Here is an 18,456-nt window from a genome sequence, read left to right as displayed (position 1 = left end):
GCCGCGCGCGGAGAGCGGGAGAGAGAGAAAGAGCCTAGATCAGTGAGGTCGCGTTCTTCAGGACGTAGTCGCAGGCCTTTTCCTTGACCTTCGACGACAGCCCCTTGAGGTTGAGCGACTTGCCGTCGCCGCCCTTGAGCAGGCCCTTGGCGCCGCTCGCGAAGTCGTTTTCCTGTTTCTTCTGGCCGGTGATCTTGGCGAGCAGCTTGTCCTTGACGGAGGCTGCATCGCCGCCGAGGTAGTTGTTCTTGACGCAGTACTCGAGCACGCCGGCCGCGCTGCCGATGGTGCTGGAGCCGATGGCGGGCATCTTGAAGCCGCCGAGGCTGAGGTTGCTGAGCGCCGAGCCGCCACCGCTGCTGTTGCTGCTGCTGCCTTGTGAGTTGACCGCCGCGCCGGCCTGTTCTTTCAGCTGGTCGAGCAGGTTGTTGGCCTGCACCGAGGCACCTGCGGCGAGCAGGGCGAGGGCGACGAATGTGGAGCGAACGTGCATGGTGGCCTCCTTGGACGGACATGGGGGGAGAAGCGCCCACCAGCATACCGGAGAGCCCGGAATGTCTCTATCGCGCGGGGCACAGCGCCACGGGGTGCGCACGGCCCGCAAGAGCACGCAGTTCAGCCTCGGCGGAACAGCAGCACGGAGTTCGTGCCGCCGAAGGCGAAGGAGTTGCTGATGGCGGCCTCGAGCGAGGGGGCGGCGCTGTCGCCGGGGGCGACGAGGTTCATCCGGCAGTCGGGGTCGACCTCGCGGCAGTTCGCGTTGGGCGGCAGCTCGCGCCGGTGCAGCGCCAGCACGGTGATGAGCGCCTCGATGGCCCCGGCCGCGCCCAGCATGTGGCCGTGCAGCGCCTTGGTCGAGCTGACGCGCAGGGCATCGAAATCGGCGCCCCAGACCTCGGCCAGCGCGTTGCGCTCGACCACGTCGCCGATGCGCGTGGCCGTGCCGTGCGCGTTGCAGTAGCCCACGTCGCGCGGCTGCAGGCCGGCCTGGCGCAGCGCGGCGCGCAGGGCGCGGGCCTGGCCCGGTGCGTCGGGCTTGGTGAGGTGGGTGGCGTCGCTGCTCAGGCCCCAGCCGGCCAGCGTGGCGTAGTGGCGGGCGCCGCGTGCGCGGGCGCGTTCGGCCGATTCGAGGATGAGGAAGGCCGAACCTTCGCCCAGCGCAAAGCCGCTGCGGTCGGTGGCAAAGGGGCGTACCGCGCCGGCCGCTTCGCCGGGCTGGAAGCCGGCCAGCGTCTGCATGGCCTGCCAGGCCAGCACCACGCCCGGGACGATCAGCGCTTCGCTGCCGCCCGCGATGGCGATGTCGACCTCGCCGCGCTGCACCGCCTTGGCGGCCTCGGCGATGGCCACCGACGACGAGGCGCAGGCGACCGAGTACGTGAGCACCGGGCCCAGCACGCCGTTGCGCATCGCCACGTGGGCGGCCGGCGCGTTGGGCATGAAGGCGGGAATGGTGAGCGGCGAGACGCGCCCGTTGCCGCGGTAGGCGGCTTCGAGCGCGGCGGCGCCACCCATGCCGCAGCCGGCGTAGACGCCGACGCGCTCGGCATCGATGCCGGCATCGCTCAGGGTCAGCCCCGCATCGCGCAGGGCGAGGTCGGCGGCGGCCACGGCCAGCTGGCTCACGCGGTCGACGCCCGCGAGCTGCAGCTTGGTGAACCAGCGCGTCTCGTCGAAGGCGACCGTGGCGGCGGCGGCGGGTTTGGGGAGTTCGGGAAAGACCGGTGCGATGGCCGAGCGGCCCTGCAAGAGCGCATCGAACAGCGCGTCGGGCGCGTCGCCATGCGGCGCCATGACGCCCAGCCCGGTGACGGCGACTTCGTGCGTGCTCACGCTGTCTTGGCGGCCCGGACCTTGTCGACCAGCTGCGCGAGCTCGGCCAGGGTGTCGATGCTCGCGTCGTCGTCGGGCATGGTGATGCCGAAATGGTCTTCGATGGCGAACAGGAATTCGGCCAGTGCCAGCGAATCGAGTCCGCCGGTTTCACGCATCGAGGCGTGCGGGTCGAGCTTGGACGGTTCGATGCCGTACTTCTCGTGGATCAGGTCCTGCAATTCCTTCAGCGAACTCATCTGCGATGCCTGTCGTCTTGTGCCGCCGTTGATCGATGGGCTGCCTGTCCCTTGCGGGTGGCGGGCCACGGGGTCGATCCCTTCCTCGTTCGGCCTGTGTTGAATGTGATCAATGGTGATTGATGATATCCGCTTCGACCTTAGGGAAATCCTCGGGGCGGCCTCGGATCAACGGGGGCCGGGGCGCCAGCGCAATGAGGGCAGCGCGAAGGCCAGCCCGAGCAGCGCGCCGGCCACCGCGTCGAGCACCACATGCTGCTTGACGGCCAGCGTGGAATAGGCAATGGCGGCAAACCAGGCCCAGTTGATCGCCTGCAACAGCCACGGCGTGCGCGCCGCGCGCAGCACGTCGGCCAGGCGCACGGCGGTGAAGATGGCGACCGCCACGTGCATCGAGGGGCAGGCGTTGCCCGCCGCGTCCACGCCCTGCAGCATCGCGAAGCCGGGGTAGCCCGAGACGTCGATGTCCAGCGGTGGGATCTGCGTCGGCCAGAAGTAGAAGAGGCCCAGGCCGCTCAGGCACAGCGCGCCGATCCACAGCCCGTAGACCACCAGCTCGCGAAAGGTGAGCTGCAGCCCCGGCGCAAAGCCCACGTACACCCACAGCGACAGGTAGGCGCCGAGCGTGTAGGGCTGGAACGGAATCAGGTGGTCCAGCGGCGTCAGCGGCATCACCGTGACCGGAAAGGCCGGGTTGCGCAGCAGGTGGAAGTAGCCGATGAAGAACAGCCAGGTGAAGGCCGTGGTGCCGACCGCCTTCAGCAGGAAATGGCGGCGGATGCGCAGCCAGATGTCGGCGGTCCACGTTGCAGGCCTGGCCTCGGCCGCGATGTGCAGGGGGATCGGTGAGTGCATGGTGTCGGTGTCGGTCGCCGATCTTGCCAGAGCACCATGGCGTGCTCCGTCCATGCCCTGCGGCATCAAAGGGTGGCCGGTCGCTTGCGGTGCTGGAACGAGGTGGGCGAGCGCCCCGTGGCCGCCTTGAACATGGCGCAGAAGGCGCTGTCGGTGGCGTAGCCGCTGGCCGACGCCACCTGGCTCACGGCCATGCCGCGCGCCAGCAGCGGGAGCGCGTGCGCCATCACGGCCTGCTGGCGCCATTGCTGCCAGCTCATGCCGAGCTGGTCGCGAAACAGCCGCGCCACCGTGCGCTCGCTGGCGCCGATGGCGGCGGCGCGCTCGGCCAGCGTGGCGCGGTCGGCCGGGTTGCGCAGCAGCGTCTCGCACAGCTGGCGCAACCGCTTGTCGGAGGGCAGCGGCACGTCGATGCGGATCTGCGTGGCGCGCTCGACCTCGTCGACCAAGAGTGGCGCGATCATGCGTTCGCGCTGCGGCGCATGCGGGTCGGCCGGCGGCAGGCCGTCGGGCGTGGTGTCGAGCGCAAGCATCAGGGCGCGCAGCAGCGGGCTGATCTCGAGCACCTCGCACTTCTCCCAGGTGGGCGCGATCCAGGCGTGCAGGTAGACGGTACGCAGCTCGGCGTCTTCGATCAGCGTGATGCTGTGCGGCATGTTGGCCGGCACCCACAGTGCGCGCGACGGCGGCACGATGTAGCTGCCATCTTGCGTGCTCAGGCGGATCACGCCGCGCGTCGAGAAGGTGAGCTGCGGCCACGGGTGCTCGTGCAGCTCGACCAGCGTGTCGGCGCTCAGGAAGTGTTCCTTGGCGCGCAGCGGGCGCACCGCGTCGGGGGCATACAAGTGCGGCGTGAGCGGGCCCACGCTGTTGGTCGGCGCGGTGGGGGTTCCGCGCGCCTTGGCGGGGGAGGCTGGCTCGGGAGCGGGCGGAGCGTGAGGGGGAACGGCGCTTGGCATGGTTTCGACAAATGTTGTCGCTGTATCGCCATTCTGCCGCGTCGCTGCCGCATAGCATCGGTGCCCGCACCGGTTTTTTGTAGCAATCCATGTCATCCACTTCCTCGACAGCCGTTCCCGCCACCACTTTGCGCACCGACGCCCAACTGATCGGGCTGGTCGGCCTGGCGCATGCGGTGAGCCACTTCAGCCAGCTGATCCTGGCGCCGCTGTTTCCCTGGCTGAAGGACGCGTTCAACGTGAGCTACACCGAGCTGGGCGCGGTGCTCACGGTGTTCTTCGTGGTCTCGTGCATCGTGCAGGCGGCTTCGGGCTTCATCGTCGACAAGCTGGGCCCGCGCCCGGTGCTGTTTGTCGGGCTGGGCGCGCTGGGGCTTGCCGCCTTCGGCTATGCCATGGCGCAGAGCTACTGGATGCTGCTGGCGTGCGCGGTGGTCGGCGGCATTGGCAACGGCGTGTTCCACCCGGTCGACTACACGTTGTTCAACCGCAAGGTCGCGCCCACGCGCCTGGGCCATGCCTACAGCGTGCACGGCATCACCGGCAGCCTGGGCTGGGCGTTGGCGCCGGCCTTCGTGGTGCCGATCGCCATTGCCTTCTCGTGGCGCGTGGCGCTGGCCTCGGCCGGCGTGGTGGCGATCGTGGTGTTGCTGATCCTGTGGATCTATCGCAGCGTGCTGGCGCTCGATGCTGCGGCCGTGCACAAGGCCACGGGGCAGGGCGAGCCCTCGCCGGTGGGCGGCGAGTTCGACTTCCTGCGCATCCCGGCCGTGTGGATGTGTTTCGGCTTCTTCTTTTTCTACGCCGCCGTGATCAGCGTGGTGCAGACCTTCGCGCCCGTGGCCGCGGGCCACCTGCACGCGGTGCCGGTGGCGCTGGTGGCGGTGTGCCTCACGGTCTACATGGTGGCGAGCGCGGCGGGCATGGTGGTGGGCGGCTTCCTGGCCTCCGACCCTTCGCGCTGCGAGCGCATCGTGGGCGCGGGCTTCGGCGTGGCGGCGGCGCTGGCGCTGGTGCTGGCCTTTGCGCAGTTCCCGCCAGTGATGGTGCCGGTGCTGTTCGGCGCGATGGGTTTCGTCTCGGGCATCGCCGGGCCGTCGCGCGACCTGCTGGTGAAGAAGTCGACGCCGCCCAATGCGACGGGGCGCGTCTACGGCGTGGTGTATGCGGGCCTGGACATCGGCCAGGCCGTGGCGCCGCTGGTGTTCGGCCGCCTGATGGACCACGGCCAGTACACGAGCGTGATCGTCGGGCTGGCGCTGGTGCAGGGTGTGCTGATCGCCAGCGCGTTCAATGTGCGGCGCGTGCGGCGCACGGCGCTGGTGCCTGCGTCGGCGTAAGCGACTTGGGCGCGGGGGGCGGCCCCCTATCATCGGCCGCATGCAAGCCTTGTATGTCTATGTGATCGTCGGCGCTGTGCTGGCGGGGTTCGTGCAGGGCCTGTCGGGCTTTGCTTTCGGCATGGTCGCGATGTCTGTGTGGGCCTGGACGCTGGAGCCGCAACTGGCCGCCGTGCTCGCGCTGTTCGGCGCGCTCACGGGGCAGGTGATCGCAGCGCTCACGGTGCGGCGGTCTTTCGACAAGCGCATCCTCTGGCCCTTCGTGCTTGGCGGCCTGGTCGGCGTGCCGTTCGGTGTCTGGCTGCTGCCGCACCTGGACATCGTGCTGTTCAAGGTGTGCCTGGGCACGCTGCTGGTGCTGTGGTGCCCGGCCATGCTGATGTCGCAGCACCTGCCGAAGATCACCTTCGGTGGCCGCGCAGCGGACGGCGTTGCGGGTGCCATTGGCGGTGTGATGGCGGGCATCGGCGGCTTCTCGGGTGTCGTGCCCACGTTGTGGTGCACGCTGCGCGGCTTCCAGCGCGACACGCAACGCGCCGTGATCCAGAACTTCAACCTCTCGATGCTGGCTGTAGCCTTTGCGGTGCATGTGGCGAGCGGGAGCATCGGGCGTTCGGTGGTGCCTCTTCTTGCATTGGTCGCGGCGGCTGTCGCGGTGCCGGTGTTGTTGGGGGCTCGGCTGTATATCGGGATCAGCGAAGCGGCGTTTCGCAAGATCGTGTTGAGCTTGTTGACGTTGTCTGGGGTTGCTATGTTGGCTTCGGCTTTGCCTGCCTTGCTGGCTCGTTGAACTTGGCGCGTGGGTTTGCTTTCCGGGGCCGGGAGTTCCGCCCGGCGGCGGACTCACTTTCTTTTGCTTCGCCAAAAGAAAGTAAGCAAAGAAAAGGCGACCCCACTGTCTGCGACCCTCCGCTTCGCTGCGGGCAACCTGCGGTGCTCACGTTTCGCGGGGTCTCGCAGAACTCGCTGCGCTCAAACAGCTGCGAGCCCTGATCCGCGAAACGCTGCGCTCCTCGGCGCAGCCAGAGGGGCTTTGACACCGGGCGAGCCGTCGCTTCGCTCGGCCCGGGAATTTCCAACAGCCGAATCCCGTGCCCGTATCCGCGCTTGCGCTTGCAACCACACGCGCTGCGCACGCACCGCCACCAATCCCAGCCGCAGCAGGCGCAAAGCGCCTGCTGCGGCCCACTGGCCGAGCGAAGCGATGGCCCGAGGGGTTCCCCAATCCCTTCTGTATGCGCCGAGGAGCGCAGCGTTTCGCGGATCAGGGCTCGCCCTTGTTTGAGCGAAGCGAGTTTGGGCGAGACCCCGCGAAACGTGAGCACCGCAGGTTGCCCGTAGCGAAGCGGAGGGACGCAGACAGTAGGGCCGCCTTTCTTTTGCCTACGTTTCTTTGGCGAAGCAAAGAAAAGTAGGTCGCCCGCCGGGGCGAGACCCGGCCTCGGAACGTCCTACGACCACGCGGCAACTACCGAGGCAGAGCCAACGCAAACGGCAAACTAACCACCCCCAAGATCGTAGACAGCGTGACCAGCCCAGCCACATAAGGCCCGTTGTATCCCATCCGAGCCGCCAACACATAAGCACTCGAAGCCGTAGGCACAGCAGAAAAAGCCATCAACACCGAAGCCTGCGTAGCGTCCAGCTTCAGTACAAGCGACAACCCCCAAGCCACGAGCGGCAGAAAGAAATGCCGTATCGCCAGCACAGACACCGCCAACACCTTCCCCCGCCCCAACGTCGCGAACTGCATCCCCGCCCCCGCCGCAAGCAACCCCAACGCCAGCGACGCAGCCCCGATCCGCGTGAGCGTCGGCGTCAACCAGCCAGGCACCGTGAGCCCCAGCACATTGGCCAGCAGCCCCGCCAGCGTCGCCACGATCAGCGGATTGCGCACCAGCTGCCGCACGAAGCCCGTCTGCGCATGCCGCGTCATCGGCCATACAGCGGCGATGTTGAACATCGGCACGCACACGCCGATCAGCACCGCGATCAGCAGCAGGCCTTCGGGCCCGGCCAGCCGCTCGGCCAGCGCCAGGCAGATGAAGGAGTTGAAGCGGAACGCGATCTGTGCGCTCGCGGCATGGTCGTGCCGGTCGATGTGCGAGCGCAGGCCCGGTACGAAGGGCAGGGCGTAGGCCATCGCGATGCCGGCCAGCCCGACGCCGACGCCCGCGGTCAGCAGGCTCGAGGTCGCACCGAAGTCGAGCGGGCTGCGCACGATCGAATGGAACAGCAGGACGGGAAATAGAAAGTAATACACCAGGCTCTCGACCTGGTCCCACACGCGGCGGTCGAGCGCGGTGTAGCGGCACAGGAGCCAGCCGATGGCGATGAGGGAGAAATCGGGGAAGAGCAGCTGCGCGTAGTTCACCGCTTCGAGCATAAACCGGCACAACCGTGGGTATTCCACAGCATGACGGAAAGCCCCGACCCGCTAGCATCCGGGCTTCGCTTTTTTCCGGCCGCCCCGGCCGGTCCCGTCAAGTCAAGGAGTTATCGATGCAACGTCGTCAATGGAGCGCGTTCGTGGGCGCTGCCGCGCTGGTCACAGTGGCAGGCCAGAGTTTCGCGCAGGGCTATCCCACCAAGCCGGTCGAACTGAGCGTGCCGTTCGCACCCGGCGGCACGACGGACATCGTGGCGCGCGTGATCGCCGACCCGCTGGGCAAGGTGCTGGGCCAGCCCGTGGTGGTGATCAACCGCGCCGGTGGCGGCGGCATCGTGGGCGCGGCCGAAACGGCGCGCGCACCGGCCGACGGCTACAAGCTGGGCGTGGCCACGGTGTCGAGCACCGCCGCCAACCCGGCCATCAACCCGAAGACGCCGTACGACCCGATCACCGACTTCACGCCGATCATCAACATCGCGGCCACGCCGAACGTGATCGCGGTGAACCCGAGCTTCCCGGCCAAGAACTACGCCGAGTTCGTGGCCGAGCTGAAGAAGAATCCGGGCAAATATTCGTACGCCTCGTCGGGCACGGGCGGCATCGGCCACCTGCTGATGGAGCTGTACAAGAGCCTGACCACCACCTTCGTCACGCACATCCCGTACCGCGGCGCGGGCCCGGCGTTGAACGACGTGGTGGCCGGCCAGGTGCCGATCATCTTCGACAACCTGCCCTCGGCGATGCCCTTCATCCAGAGCGGCCGCCTGGTGCCGATCGTGGTGTCGGCGCCGACACGCGTGGCGGGCCTGCCGAACGTGCCGACCTTCAAGGAAGTCGGCCTGGAGCCGGTCAACCGCATGGCCTACTACGGCATCCTCGGCCCCAAGGGCCTGCCGAAGGAAGTGGTCGACAAGATCAACGCGGGCGTGAAGAAGGCGGTGGAAGATCCGGCCGTGAAGAAGCGCATCGAGGACACCGGTTCGCTGATCGTGGCCAACACGCCCGACCAGTTCGCCGCGCAGATCAAGGCCGAGTTCGACGTGTACAAGCAGGTCGTGAAGAAGCAGAACCTCAAGCTCGACTGATCGGCTTCGCTTCCCACAAAAGCCGCCCGCGTTCCGGGCGGCTTTTTCTTTTGTTATCTTGCACCGCATGACCGAGGCCGCCGCCGCTCCCCCCACCGCCGAAATCGACACCTTCATCGATGCCCTCTGGCTCGAGGACGGGCTGTCGAAGAACACGCTGGCCGCCTACCGCCGCGACCTCGCGCTGTTCGCACAGTGGCTGCGCGAGCAGCGCGGCGGCATGGGGCTGGATGCCGCGCGCGAGACCGACCTGCAGGCCTACATGGGCGTGCGCCTGTCCACCAAGGGCAAGGCGACCTCGGCGAACCGCCGGCTCACGGTGTTCAAGCGCTACTACCGCTGGGCGCTGCGCGAGCGGCGCATCACGGCCGACCCGAGCATCCGCCTCATGCCCGCGCGCCAGATGCCGCGCGCGATCAAGACGCTGTCCGAGAAGCAGGTCGACGACCTGCTGGCCGCGCCCGATGTCGAGAGCCCGCTCGGCCTGCGCGACCGCGCCATGCTGGAGCTGATGTATGCGAGCGGCTTGCGCGTGAGCGAGCTGGTGGCGCTGAAGGCCATCGACATGAGCCTCAACGACGGCGTGCTGCGCGTGCTCGGCAAGGGCAACAAGGAACGCCTCGTGCCCTTCGGCGGCGAGGCGCGGCGCTGGATCGAGCGCTACCTGGACGAGTCGCGCCCCGTGATCCTCGACGGCCAGCAGACGCCCGATCTGTTCGTGACCGCGCGCGGCGCGGGCATGACGCGCGTGATGTTCTGGGTCATCGTGAAGAAGCAGGCCGCTGCAGCGGGCATCCATGTGCCGCTGTCGCCGCACACGCTGCGCCATGCGTTTGCCACGCACCTGTTGAACCATGGCGTCGACCTGCGCGCGGTGCAGCTGCTGCTGGGCCACGCCGACATCTCGACCACCACCATCTACACGCACGTGGCGCGCGAGCGCCTGAAGCAGCTGCACGCGCAGCACCATCCGCGCGGCTGAGGCTGCGTTCGTTCTCAGCTCTTGCGCTTGCGCGCTTCGATGGCGGGCACCAGCGTGTCGTAGAAGGCGCTCACCATGCGCATCTCGCGCCGCTCGGCCAGGCACAGCACGTGGGCGTAGGTAAAAATTTCGGTGTCGCTGAAGCCGACCATGTGCAGGTTCGGCCCTGGCACGAACTCCACGCCCGACACGGCCGCGATGCCCAGGCCTTGCGCCACGGCTTCACGGATCACTTCGCGGCTGCTGATCTCCATCACCACGTCGACCTCGACTTTGGCTTTGGCCAGTGCCAGTTCGAGCGCCTTGCGCGTGGTCGATCCTTGCTCGCGCAGGATGAGCCGTTCGCCCTGCAGCTCCGCGAGGCGGATGTTGCGCCGCTTCGCGAAGCGGTGCGTGGAGGGCACGAACATCACGACGGGGTGCTGGCTGAAGGGCACCGACAGAAAGCGATCGTCGCGCACCAGCTGCGCGAGCACGCCGACGTCGGCGCTGTAGTCGAGCAGGCGGTCGAGCACGTCCTGTGAATTGCCGGTGCTCACCGTGACCTTCACGTCGGGGTAGCGCAGGCTGAAGTCGACCAGCATCTTGGTCACGTGGTACGGGCCCACGGCCGCCACGCGCAGGTGGCCGGTGCGAAGCTTGCCGGCGTCGCCGAGCAGTGCCACCGCATCGCCTTCGAGGCTGAAGATCTGCTGTGCCAGCTGCATGAGCTGCTCGCCGATCTCGGTGAGCTGCACGCGCCGGCCGCGTCGGTGAAAGAGCTCGACCTGGTAGGCCTCTTCGAGAAAGCGCACCTGCGTGGTGATGGTGGGCTGGCTCACATGCAGGTGTTCGGCAGCCCGCGTGAAGCTGCCTTCGCGGGCCACGGCATAGAAGGAACGCAGCTGGGTGAGGCGCATCGCGGGAGCCTTTCTGATCTATAGGTTCAGTATATAGATCATCGAAAAAATTTGAATTTGATCGATATGAGTACCAGTGATGTACTCGCGCTCAAGACGGACCAGGCCTCGACAGAAACACGCCGGACGTCCCGAATCCTCACGTTGTCATGACCATGACACGCACGACTGGAAGACTCGAGACGGGTACTTTTGCCCTTCGAAACGACCTGAGGATTCCATGCAACGCAGACCACTGGAGACAACCATGATGAAGCGTAGAAAGCTGCTGCTCGGCACTGCCGCCGTGACAGCGTCCGCCTTCGTGCCGATGGCACGGGCACAGCAGGTTCTCACTGTCGGGCTGATTCCTTCCGAGGACTCGCGCGCCATGATTGCCAACAGCCAGGCCATGATGGACATGCTGTCCAAGGCCCTCGGTTTCGCGGTCAAGCCCTTCGTGGCGGCCGACTACAACGGCGTGATCGAAGCGCTGCGTTCCAAGCGGCTCGACGTGGCCTACCTCGGCCCGTTCTCCTATGTGCTGGGCACCACGGTGGCCGACATCGAGGCCTTCGCGGTGGCCGAGACCAAGAAGGCCGGGCGCACCTCGTACCACAGCCAGATCGTGACCCACAAGGACACCGGCATCAAGACGGTGGCCGACCTCAAGGGCAAGACCTTCGCCTTCGTCGATCCGAGCTCCACCTCGGGCCATCTGTTTCCCAAGGCCGGCCTGCTGAAGGCGGGCTTCAACCCCGACAAGGATTTCGGCCGCGTGATCTTCTCGGGCTCGCACGACTCGAGCGCGATCGCGGTGCAGAACAAGAAGGTCGATGCCGCGGCCATTGCCGACCGCATCCTCGATGCCGCGGTGTCCAAGGGCCTGGTCAAGCGCGAAGACCTGGTCGAGGTCTGGAAGTCGGACCCGATCCCCGAGTCGCCCACCGTGTGGCGCAAGGACCTGCCCGCCGACCTGAAGACGCGCGTGCAGGCCGCTTTCCTGCAGGTGAAGGACATCCCCTGGTCCGACCAGGGCCTGCTCAACGGTTTCCACCCGACCAACGACGCGGCCTACAACATCATCCGCGACACGGCCAAGGTGCTGAACCTCGACCTGAGGAAGATGAAATGATCGAGATCCGCGGGCTGTGCAAGCGCTACGGCGACTTCACCGCGCTCCACCGTGTGGACCTCACGGTGGCCAAGGGTGAGTTCGTCGTCATCCTCGGTGCGTCGGGTGCGGGCAAGTCGACGCTGCTGCGTTGCATCAACCACCTGGCCGAGCCGAGCGAAGGCGAGATCCACGTCGACGGCGAGCGCTCGCGCGGTGACCGCGCCGGGCTGCGCAAGGTGCGCCGCGACGTCGCGATGATCTTCCAGCACTACAACGTGGTGCCGCGCCTGTCGGTGCTCAAGAACGTGCTGACGGGACGGCTGGGTTCCATGCCCGCGCTCCTGTCGTGGTTCCAGGTGTTCCCCGCGAAGGACATCGCCATCGCCCGCGAATGCCTGCGCCGCGTCGAGCTCGACCCCAAGGCCGACCTGCGCACCGACACGCTCTCGGGCGGGCAGAAGCAGCGCGTGGGCATTGCGCGCGCGCTGGCGCAAAAGCCCAAGGTGATCCTGGCCGACGAGCCCGTGGCCAGCCTCGATCCGAAGACCTCGCGCAAGGTGCTCAACTACCTGAAGCAGGCCAGCCGCCAGGACGGCATCACGGTGATCTGCAACCTGCACCAGGTCGACTACGCCCGCGAGTTCGCACAGCGCGTGATCGGCGTGGCGGCCGGACGCATCGTGTTCGAAGGCCGGCCCGACGAGCTGACCGACGAGGTGCTGCACCTCATCTATCCGGGCGGCGTGGAAGAGGGCACCGACGCTGCGGCTGCCGGCGCAGAGCCCGACACCGCAACGCCGAGCGTGCCCGCTGCGGCCCTTCATGCGGCGCCGGTGCGCACCGCCCCGCAACTCGCCATGGAGCAATCATGATCGCCCTCGGACGCTACAACCTGCTGATCGCCAAGAGCGCCGGCAACCCCGGCTGGTGGAAATACGCCGTGGCCGTGCTCGCCGGCATCGGTGTGCTCTGGTGGGCGGCCATCGGCAGCCAGGTGAGCTTCAGCGAACTCGGCAAGGGCATGCCCTGGATCGCCGACTTCCTCGGACGCATGCTGCCGCCCAACTGGGAGTTCATGGGCAAGCTCGTGAAGCCGGCCATCGAGACCGTGCAGATCGCGCTGTGGGGCACGCTGCTGGCGGTGATTCTTGCGGTGCCGCTGTGCTTCTTTGCGGCGCGCAACATCTCGCCGAACGTCGCCGTCTTCCACGCGATGCGGCAGGTGCTGAACATCACGCGCGGCATCAACGAGATCATCCTGGCGCTGATCTTCGTGGCGGCCGTCGGCCTCGGTCCGTTCCCCGGCGTGCTGGCGCTGGCGCTGCATGGCGCGGGCATGCTCGGCAAGTTCTTCGCCGAGTCGATCGAGGAGATCGACCAGGGCCCGATCGAGGCGCTGCGCGCCACCGGTGCCGGGCCGATCCAGACCATCATCTTCGGCGTGATTCCGCAGGTGGTCACCGCGTGGATCGGCGTGATCGTCTACCGCTTCGAGACCAACCTGCGCCAGGCCACCGTGCTGGGCATGGTGGGCGCGGGCGGCATCGGCTTCGAGCTCGTGGGCAGCATGAAGCTGTTCCAGTACCAGGACACGGCGACCTGCATCCTGGTGATCGTCGTGATGGTCATGACGGCCGATTACCTCTCGACCCGGCTGCGCGGCTGGATCCAGCAGGGCGCGCGCTGATGGCCCGCTCCCTCCCCGCGGCTCTTGCCGTCTCCTGAAGCCACTTTCCCATGAGCGCCAACTACCACAACCCCGTGCACAGCGTGTACGGGGCAGGGGCCCTGCTGTCCCTGCCGAAGCTGCTCGAAGGCCGGCGCGCCGCGCTGGTGACCTTTCCCGAGGCGCGCGCACTGGGCCTGCTGGACCGGCTGGCGTCAGTGCTCGGCGATGCGCTGGCCTGCACGCTCGACCAGACGCGGCCCAACCCCGACGTGGCGGAACTGGCCGAGACCTACGAATGGTTCTGGCGCACGCATGCCGACGTGGAGGTGATCGTCGCGGTCGGCGGCGGCAGCGCCATCGACACCGCGAAGGCGCTGATGGTGGCCGACGACCACGGGCGCTTCGCGGACCTGGTGGCGGGCCTCGCGGGCGAGCGGCCCTTCGTGGCAACGCGCCACAAGACGCTCATCGCCGTGCCCACCACGGCCGGCACGGGCAGCGAGGTCACGCCCTGGGCCACCATCTGGGACCGCGAGCGTCAGAAGAAGTACTCGCTGCACCTGCCGCAGACCTGGCCGACCTATGCCGTCATCGACCCTGAGCTGATGCTGTCGCTGCCCGCGGCGGTCACGCTGCAGAGCGGGCTCGATGCGCTGTCGCACGCGCTCGAAGCGATCTGGAACGTCAACGCCAATCCGCTGTCCGACACCTTCGCCGTGGCGGCCGTGCAGGACACGCTGGAGGTGCTGCCGCAGCTCATGGCCCGGCTCGACGACGTCGACCTGCGCGGGCGCATGGCGCTCGCAGCGCTGAAGGCGGGCATGGCCTTCTCCAACACCAAGACCGCGCTCGCGCATTCCATCTCGTACGAGATGACGCTGCGCTACGGCCTGCCGCACGGCATCGCCTGTTCGTTCCCGCTGCCGATGGTGCTGGCCCGCGCGATCGGCCGCAGGCCCGACCGTGACGCGGTGCTGGCGCAGGCGCTGCGCATGCCGCTGGCCGACGCGCCGGCGCAACTCGCGGCCTTCATCGAATCGCTGGGCGTGAAGACGCGCTTCGCCGATTACGGCGTGGGCGAGGACGAGGCGCGCGAGATGCTGCGCCATGCGCAGGGCGGGGCGCGCGGGCGCAACTTCATCGGCAATGACGTGCAGGTGCAGGAAGCCTGAGCCGCGCAGGGGCCGCGAGGGCCCGGGATGTTTCAAAATGGACGCTCCCTTCAAGAGAGATCCAGAGACATCCATGAACCTTCGCAGACTCTGCACCGGCCTCGCACTGGCCACGACCGCCGGCCTCGCCATCGCCCAGGGCTTTCCCACCGCCAAGCCCATCCGCCTGATCGTCGGCTACCCGCCCGGCGGCGGCATCGACTTCGCAGCGCGCACGGTGCAGGTGCCGCTGCAGGAGGCGCTCAAGCAGCAGCTGGTGGTCGACTACAAGCCGGGCGCCAGCGGCATGATCGCGGCGACCGAGCTCACGCGCCAGCCGGCCGACGGCTACACGCTGCTGCTGGCCAACACCGGCCCCTTCGCCATCGCGCCGTACCTGCAGAGCAAGCCGCCGTACGACCCGATCAAGCAGTTCACCTACATCGGCCAGATCAGCCAGGGCAGCTACATCGCGGTGACGCGGCCCGACCATCCGGCGAAGAACCTCAAGGAGTTCGTGGCGTGGGCCAAGGGCCAGCCCGGCAAGGTCAATTTCGCCTCGGGTGGCAACGGCACCTCGACGCACCTGAACGGCGAGCTCATGAACCAGGTGACGGGCCTGGACATGACGCACGTGCCGTACAAGGGCAGCGCGCCTGCGGTGCAGGACCTGCTCGGCGGGCAGACGCAGATCCTCATCGACGCGGGCAGCGTGCTGCTGCCGCAGGTGAAGGGCGGCAAGCTCAAGGCGTTGGCCGTGACCGGCCCCGTGCGCGACCCGCAACTGCCCGACGTGCCGACGGTGAAGGAGCTGGGCCTCGCAGGCATGGAGGCGGTCGGCTTCCAGGGCCTGGTCGGTCCCGCCAACATGCCCAAGGAGGTGGTCGATCGCCTGTCGAGTGAACTCGCCAAGGCCTTGGCCACGCCCGAGATCAAGGCCAAGTTCGCGACGGCCGGCGCCGAGGTGCACCCGCTCGGCCCGGCGGCCTTTGCGGCTTTCGTCAAGGCGGACAATGAGAAGTGGTCCAAGCTGATCCGAGAGCGCAAGCTGCAGCTGGACTGACCGATCTTTCTTCTTCTCCTCGACGCATGCCTTTCATCGACACCATGAACCTCCTCGCCGCCTCCAAGCCTTCGCGCCGCACCACGACCCGGCTGCTCGCCGCCGCGGCGCTGTGCGCGGCCAGCGGCGCGCATGCGCAGGCCGTGCCGCGCACGGTGCGGCTCATCGTGGCCTACCCGGCGGGCGGCGTGAGCGACGTGGTCGCCCGCGCGCTCGGCGACCGGCTCGCCACGCAGCTGGGCACCACGGTGATCGTCGACAACCGCGCGGGCGCGAGCGGCGCCATCGGCATGGACGCCGTGGCCAAGGCCGCGCCCGACGGCGCGACGCTGGGCTTCTCGGCCATCAGCCCGCTGGTGCTGAGCCCGCACCTGGGCAAGCTGCCGTTCGACCCGCTGAAGGACATCGTGCCGGTGGCCAGCGTGATGTATTCGCCCGTGCTGCTGGTGGCCACGCCGGCCAGCAAGGCGAAGGACTTCCGCGCGCTGATCGCCGAGGCCAAGGCGCAGCCCGGCGCGGTGCGCTGGGCCACGTCGGGGCCGGCCTCGCTCGGCCACATCGTGCTCGAACAGGTGCGCGCGACGGCCGGCGTGGACATCACGCACGTGCCGTACAAGGGCGGCGGCCAGCAGCTCAACGATGCGCTGAGCGGGCAGTTCGAAATCCTGTCGACCAACGCCAGCCCGACGCTGTCGGCGCACATCCAGTCGGGCAAGCTGCGCCCGCTGGCGGCCGGCGCGCCCGCGCGGCTCGAGAGTCTGCCGCAGGTGCCCACGCTGGCCGAGCTGGGCTACAGCGCTGCCAACATCCATTCGCTGTTCGGCGTGTTCGCGCCCGCGGGCACACCCGCGGCGCTGGTCGCGAAGTACAACGCCGAGATCAACAAGGCGCTCGCCAGCCCCGAGCTGCGCGCCAAGCTCACGGCCACCGACAACGTGCCCGCCCCAGGCACGCCGGCCGCCTTCGCCAAGGAAATCGCCAGCGAGTTCGAGAGCAACGGCCGCATCGTGAAGGCCGCGGGCATCAAGGCCGATTGACCCCGGCGCTTGCAGGGGTGGGTTTCCCTACCTTATAGTAGGTAGATGCACGACGCTTCCACCCTGGCCCCCGGCACCCGCGATCAGATCCTCGCGGTGGCGCGCGGGCTCATCGAAACCCGTTCGTACCTGGGCTTCAGCTTCCAGGACGTGGCCAACGCGGTGGGCGTGCGCAAGGCCAGCCTCTACCACCACTTTCCCACCAAGGAAGCGCTGGGCATCGCGGTGATCCAGGGCGCCACGCAGGGCTTCAAGGACTGGGTGGCGGCGCGCGCGCGCGAGCCCAAGGACGCGCTCGAATCCTATTTCCGCATGTACCGCAACACGCTGAAGGCGGGCTCGGGCCTGTGTCCGGCGGGTGCGCTGGCACCGGGCTGGGACTGCATCAACGAAGACCTGCGCCAGGCCGTGCAGGCCCTGCGCAACACGCAGGTGATGTGGCTCACCGGCGTGCTCGGCGCGCTGGTGCCGGCGCAGGCGCAGAAAGACAACCCCGTGGCCTCGCTCGCGGCCTTCGTGTTCTCGTCGTGCCAGGGCGCGCTGCTCGCGTCGCGCATGACGGGCCGCGTCGAAGACTTCGACGACGCCATCGCCCAACTGCGGCGCGCGCTGCCGCTCGACTGACCGATCTGTTTCACCACGGGCACGCCGGGCGTGCCTTTTTTTGAACCCCGAAGCCTACCGATTGGAAGGTAGTTTTTCTCCAAGGAGTGTTCCCATGAAAGCCGTGATTTCCGCCTACGCCCGTTCCCCGTTCCATTTCGCGAAGAAGGGCGCGCTGGCCGAAGTGCGCCCCGACACGCTCGCCGCTGGCGTGGTGCAGGGCCTGCTGCAGCGCACCGACCTCGACCCCGCGCTGCTCGAAGACATCATCCTGGGCTGCGCCTACCCCGAGGCGTCGCAGGGCAACAATCTGGCGCGCATCGTCGGCCTGTTGGCCGGGCTGCCGCACGAGGTGGGCGGCATGACGGTGAACCGCTTCTGCGGTTCGTCGATGCAGGCGGTGCACATCGCCGCCGCGCAGATCGAGGCGGGCATGGGCGACGCCTTCCTGTGCGTGGGCGTGGAGTCGATGACGATGGTGCCGCAGGGCGGCTTCAACTTCTCGCCCAGCCCCGAGCTGCTGGCGAACAGCGATGCCTACATCTCGATGGGCGAGACGGCCGAGAACGTCGCGCAGCGCTGGAATGTAAGCCGCGCCGACCAGGAAGCGCTGGCCGTCGAATCGCATCGCAAGGCGACCGAGGCGCGCGCGCAGGGCCGGCTGGCCGGCGAGATCGTGCCGGTGCGCCTGGCCTCCGGCGAGGTGGTCGATGCCGACGGCTGCATCCGCCCTTCGACCTCGGCCGAGGCGCTGGCCAACCTCAAGCCCGCGTTCCGACCCGACGGCGTGGTCACGGCCGGCACGTCGTCGCCGCTGACCGACGGTGCGGCCGTGGTGCTGGTCACCAGCGACGCCTTCGCCGCCAAGCACGGCCTGAAGCCGCTGGCGCGCATCCGTTCGTTCGCGACCGTGGGCGTCGACCCGGCCGTCATGGGCATCGGCCCGATCCCCGCCACGCGCAAGGCGCTCGCACGCGCGGGCCTGAGCGTGGCCGACCTCGACGTGGTCGAGATCAACGAGGCCTTCTCGTCGCAGGCGCTGGCCTGCATCCGCGACCTCGGGCTCGACCCGGCCACCGTCAACCTCGACGGTGGCGGCCTGGCCATCGGCCACCCGCTGGGCGCCACCGGCGCGCGCATCACGGGCAAGGCGGCTGCGCTGCTGGCGCGCGAGAACGGCCGCTACGCGCTGGCCACGCAATGCATCGGTGGCGGGCAGGGCATCGCGACCATCCTCGAGCGCGTCTGATCGC

General features: G+C 68.2%; 19 protein-coding genes. 12 read left to right on the top strand and 7 right to left on the bottom strand.

Annotated elements, in window-relative coordinates; translation table 11 throughout:
* Window positions 1-34: 34 nt before the first annotated feature.
* The 5 genes from AC1RLW_RS09060 to AC1RLW_RS09040 all read right to left on the bottom strand — a co-directional run bounded on the left by AC1RLW_RS09060 (window position 35) and on the right by AC1RLW_RS09040 (window position 3,886).
* Window positions 35-493 (bottom strand): DUF2501 domain-containing protein, encoded by a 459-nt coding sequence (locus AC1RLW_RS09060; protein ID WP_493192837.1) that lies wholly within the window; start codon window positions 491-493, stop codon window positions 35-37.
* 122 nt (window positions 494-615) lie between these two features.
* On the bottom strand, window positions 616-1,833 hold the full coding sequence (locus AC1RLW_RS09055) for a beta-ketoacyl-[acyl-carrier-protein] synthase family protein (protein WP_493192836.1): 1,218 nt from the start codon (window positions 1,831-1,833) through the stop codon (window positions 616-618).
* Window positions 1,830-2,072 carry an acyl carrier protein gene (locus AC1RLW_RS09050; protein ID WP_062472943.1) on the bottom strand — a complete coding sequence of 81 codons (243 nt, stop codon included), beginning with the start codon at window positions 2,070-2,072 and terminating at the stop codon, window positions 1,830-1,832. Before AC1RLW_RS09050 ends, AC1RLW_RS09055 begins: the two co-directional genes overlap by 4 nt.
* Before the next feature lie 168 nt (window positions 2,073-2,240).
* On the bottom strand, window positions 2,241-2,927 hold the full coding sequence (locus AC1RLW_RS09045) for a phosphatase PAP2 family protein (protein ID WP_095950754.1): 687 nt from the start codon (window positions 2,925-2,927) through the stop codon (window positions 2,241-2,243).
* Window positions 2,928-2,992: 65 nt separating this feature from the next.
* Complete coding sequence (locus AC1RLW_RS09040; RefSeq protein WP_070059575.1) at window positions 2,993-3,886, bottom strand: AraC family transcriptional regulator; 894 nt, start codon at window positions 3,884-3,886, stop codon at window positions 2,993-2,995.
* Between the two features lie 89 nt (window positions 3,887-3,975).
* Here AC1RLW_RS09040 and AC1RLW_RS09035 point away from each other — a divergent pair, with 89 nt between their 5' ends.
* Both AC1RLW_RS09035 and AC1RLW_RS09030 read left to right on the top strand, forming a co-directional pair.
* Entirely contained in the window at window positions 3,976-5,226 is a 1,251-nt protein-coding gene (locus AC1RLW_RS09035) for an MFS transporter (RefSeq protein ID WP_493192835.1), read from the top strand.
* A 40-nt stretch (window positions 5,227-5,266) separates the two neighbouring features.
* Window positions 5,267-6,016 carry a sulfite exporter TauE/SafE family protein gene (locus AC1RLW_RS09030; RefSeq protein WP_493192834.1) on the top strand — a complete coding sequence of 250 codons (750 nt, stop codon included), beginning with the start codon at window positions 5,267-5,269 and terminating at the stop codon, window positions 6,014-6,016.
* 678 nt (window positions 6,017-6,694) lie between these two features.
* Here the strand turns inward: AC1RLW_RS09030 and AC1RLW_RS09025 are convergent.
* On the bottom strand, window positions 6,695-7,612 hold the full coding sequence (locus AC1RLW_RS09025; RefSeq protein ID WP_369632212.1) for an AEC family transporter: 918 nt from the start codon (window positions 7,610-7,612) through the stop codon (window positions 6,695-6,697).
* A 116-nt stretch (window positions 7,613-7,728) separates the two neighbouring features.
* Between AC1RLW_RS09025 and AC1RLW_RS09020 the strand changes: the two genes are divergently transcribed.
* Both AC1RLW_RS09020 and xerD read left to right on the top strand, forming a co-directional pair.
* Complete coding sequence (locus tag AC1RLW_RS09020) at window positions 7,729-8,703, top strand: tripartite tricarboxylate transporter substrate binding protein BugE (RefSeq protein ID WP_070059541.1); 975 nt, start codon at window positions 7,729-7,731, stop codon at window positions 8,701-8,703.
* A gap of 67 nt (window positions 8,704-8,770) precedes the next feature.
* Complete coding sequence (gene xerD / locus AC1RLW_RS09015) at window positions 8,771-9,685, top strand: site-specific tyrosine recombinase XerD (RefSeq protein WP_493192833.1); 915 nt, start codon at window positions 8,771-8,773, stop codon at window positions 9,683-9,685.
* Window positions 9,686-9,699: 14 nt separating this feature from the next.
* Here xerD and AC1RLW_RS09010 read toward each other — a convergent pair whose 3' ends face one another.
* Window positions 9,700-10,584 carry a LysR substrate-binding domain-containing protein gene (locus AC1RLW_RS09010; RefSeq protein WP_062482221.1) on the bottom strand — a complete coding sequence of 295 codons (885 nt, stop codon included), beginning with the start codon at window positions 10,582-10,584 and terminating at the stop codon, window positions 9,700-9,702.
* 250 nt (window positions 10,585-10,834) lie between these two features.
* Here AC1RLW_RS09010 and phnD point away from each other — a divergent pair, with 250 nt between their 5' ends.
* From phnD to AC1RLW_RS08970, 8 genes are all read left to right on the top strand, one after another.
* Window positions 10,835-11,698, top strand: a complete 864-nt coding sequence (gene phnD, locus AC1RLW_RS09005) for a phosphonate ABC transporter substrate-binding protein (RefSeq protein WP_062482233.1) — start codon at window positions 10,835-10,837, stop codon at window positions 11,696-11,698.
* Window positions 11,695-12,552, top strand: coding sequence for a phosphonate ABC transporter ATP-binding protein (phnC, locus tag AC1RLW_RS09000; protein WP_159272477.1), 858 nt, complete (start codon window positions 11,695-11,697; stop codon window positions 12,550-12,552). The genes phnD and phnC overlap by 4 nt, the downstream gene beginning before the upstream one ends.
* Window positions 12,549-13,367 (top strand): phosphonate ABC transporter, permease protein PhnE, encoded by an 819-nt coding sequence (gene phnE / locus AC1RLW_RS08995; protein WP_139705634.1) that lies wholly within the window; start codon window positions 12,549-12,551, stop codon window positions 13,365-13,367. Before phnC ends, phnE begins: the two co-directional genes overlap by 4 nt.
* 50 nt (window positions 13,368-13,417) lie before the next feature.
* Window positions 13,418-14,521 (top strand): iron-containing alcohol dehydrogenase PsrA, encoded by a 1,104-nt coding sequence (psrA, locus tag AC1RLW_RS08990; protein WP_489057375.1) that lies wholly within the window; start codon window positions 13,418-13,420, stop codon window positions 14,519-14,521.
* Between the two features lie 73 nt (window positions 14,522-14,594).
* Window positions 14,595-15,563, top strand: a complete 969-nt coding sequence (locus tag AC1RLW_RS08985) for a Bug family tripartite tricarboxylate transporter substrate binding protein (protein WP_369632215.1) — start codon at window positions 14,595-14,597, stop codon at window positions 15,561-15,563.
* A 44-nt stretch (window positions 15,564-15,607) separates the two neighbouring features.
* On the top strand, window positions 15,608-16,600 hold the full coding sequence (locus AC1RLW_RS08980; protein ID WP_493192832.1) for a Bug family tripartite tricarboxylate transporter substrate binding protein: 993 nt from the start codon (window positions 15,608-15,610) through the stop codon (window positions 16,598-16,600).
* Window positions 16,601-16,645: 45 nt separating this feature from the next.
* Complete coding sequence (locus AC1RLW_RS08975) at window positions 16,646-17,224, top strand: TetR/AcrR family transcriptional regulator (protein ID WP_493192831.1); 579 nt, start codon at window positions 16,646-16,648, stop codon at window positions 17,222-17,224.
* 94 nt (window positions 17,225-17,318) lie between these two features.
* Window positions 17,319-18,452, top strand: coding sequence for a thiolase family protein (locus tag AC1RLW_RS08970; protein WP_493192830.1), 1,134 nt, complete (start codon window positions 17,319-17,321; stop codon window positions 18,450-18,452).
* The last annotated feature ends 4 nt before the right edge of the window (window positions 18,453-18,456 follow it).

The organism is Variovorax sp. GW822-FHT04A09 (assembly GCF_058801005.1).
The sequence above is the reverse complement of the archived record's forward strand: the minus strand, read 5'-3'. Positions and strand labels throughout refer to the sequence as shown.

Excerpts from the sequence above, each read along its gene's own strand:
- AC1RLW_RS08980 (WP_493192832.1), top strand. The coding sequence starts at position 15,608 with ATGAACCTCCTCGCCGCCTCCAAGCCTTCGCGCCGCACCACGACCCGG.
- phnC (WP_159272477.1), top strand. The coding sequence starts at position 11,695 with ATGATCGAGATCCGCGGGCTGTGCAAGCGCTACGGCGACTTCACCGCG.
- AC1RLW_RS08985 (WP_369632215.1), top strand. The coding sequence starts at position 14,595 with ATGAACCTTCGCAGACTCTGCACCGGCCTCGCACTGGCCACGACCGCC.
- AC1RLW_RS09050 (WP_062472943.1), bottom strand. The coding sequence starts at position 2,072 with ATGAGTTCGCTGAAGGAATTGCAGGACCTGATCCACGAGAAGTACGGC.
- AC1RLW_RS08975 (WP_493192831.1), top strand. The coding sequence starts at position 16,646 with ATGCACGACGCTTCCACCCTGGCCCCCGGCACCCGCGATCAGATCCTC.
- AC1RLW_RS09035 (WP_493192835.1), top strand. The coding sequence starts at position 3,976 with ATGTCATCCACTTCCTCGACAGCCGTTCCCGCCACCACTTTGCGCACC.
- xerD (WP_493192833.1), top strand. The coding sequence starts at position 8,771 with ATGACCGAGGCCGCCGCCGCTCCCCCCACCGCCGAAATCGACACCTTC.
- AC1RLW_RS09060 (WP_493192837.1), bottom strand. The coding sequence starts at position 493 with ATGCACGTTCGCTCCACATTCGTCGCCCTCGCCCTGCTCGCCGCAGGT.
- AC1RLW_RS09045 (WP_095950754.1), bottom strand. The coding sequence starts at position 2,927 with ATGCACTCACCGATCCCCCTGCACATCGCGGCCGAGGCCAGGCCTGCA.
- AC1RLW_RS09030 (WP_493192834.1), top strand. The coding sequence starts at position 5,267 with ATGCAAGCCTTGTATGTCTATGTGATCGTCGGCGCTGTGCTGGCGGGG.
- AC1RLW_RS09010 (WP_062482221.1), bottom strand. The coding sequence starts at position 10,584 with ATGCGCCTCACCCAGCTGCGTTCCTTCTATGCCGTGGCCCGCGAAGGC.
- AC1RLW_RS09025 (WP_369632212.1), bottom strand. The coding sequence starts at position 7,612 with ATGCTCGAAGCGGTGAACTACGCGCAGCTGCTCTTCCCCGATTTCTCC.
- AC1RLW_RS08970 (WP_493192830.1), top strand. The coding sequence starts at position 17,319 with ATGAAAGCCGTGATTTCCGCCTACGCCCGTTCCCCGTTCCATTTCGCG.
- AC1RLW_RS09020 (WP_070059541.1), top strand. The coding sequence starts at position 7,729 with ATGCAACGTCGTCAATGGAGCGCGTTCGTGGGCGCTGCCGCGCTGGTC.
- psrA (WP_489057375.1), top strand. The coding sequence starts at position 13,418 with ATGAGCGCCAACTACCACAACCCCGTGCACAGCGTGTACGGGGCAGGG.
- AC1RLW_RS09040 (WP_070059575.1), bottom strand. The coding sequence starts at position 3,886 with ATGCCAAGCGCCGTTCCCCCTCACGCTCCGCCCGCTCCCGAGCCAGCC.
- phnD (WP_062482233.1), top strand. The coding sequence starts at position 10,835 with ATGAAGCGTAGAAAGCTGCTGCTCGGCACTGCCGCCGTGACAGCGTCC.
- phnE (WP_139705634.1), top strand. The coding sequence starts at position 12,549 with ATGATCGCCCTCGGACGCTACAACCTGCTGATCGCCAAGAGCGCCGGC.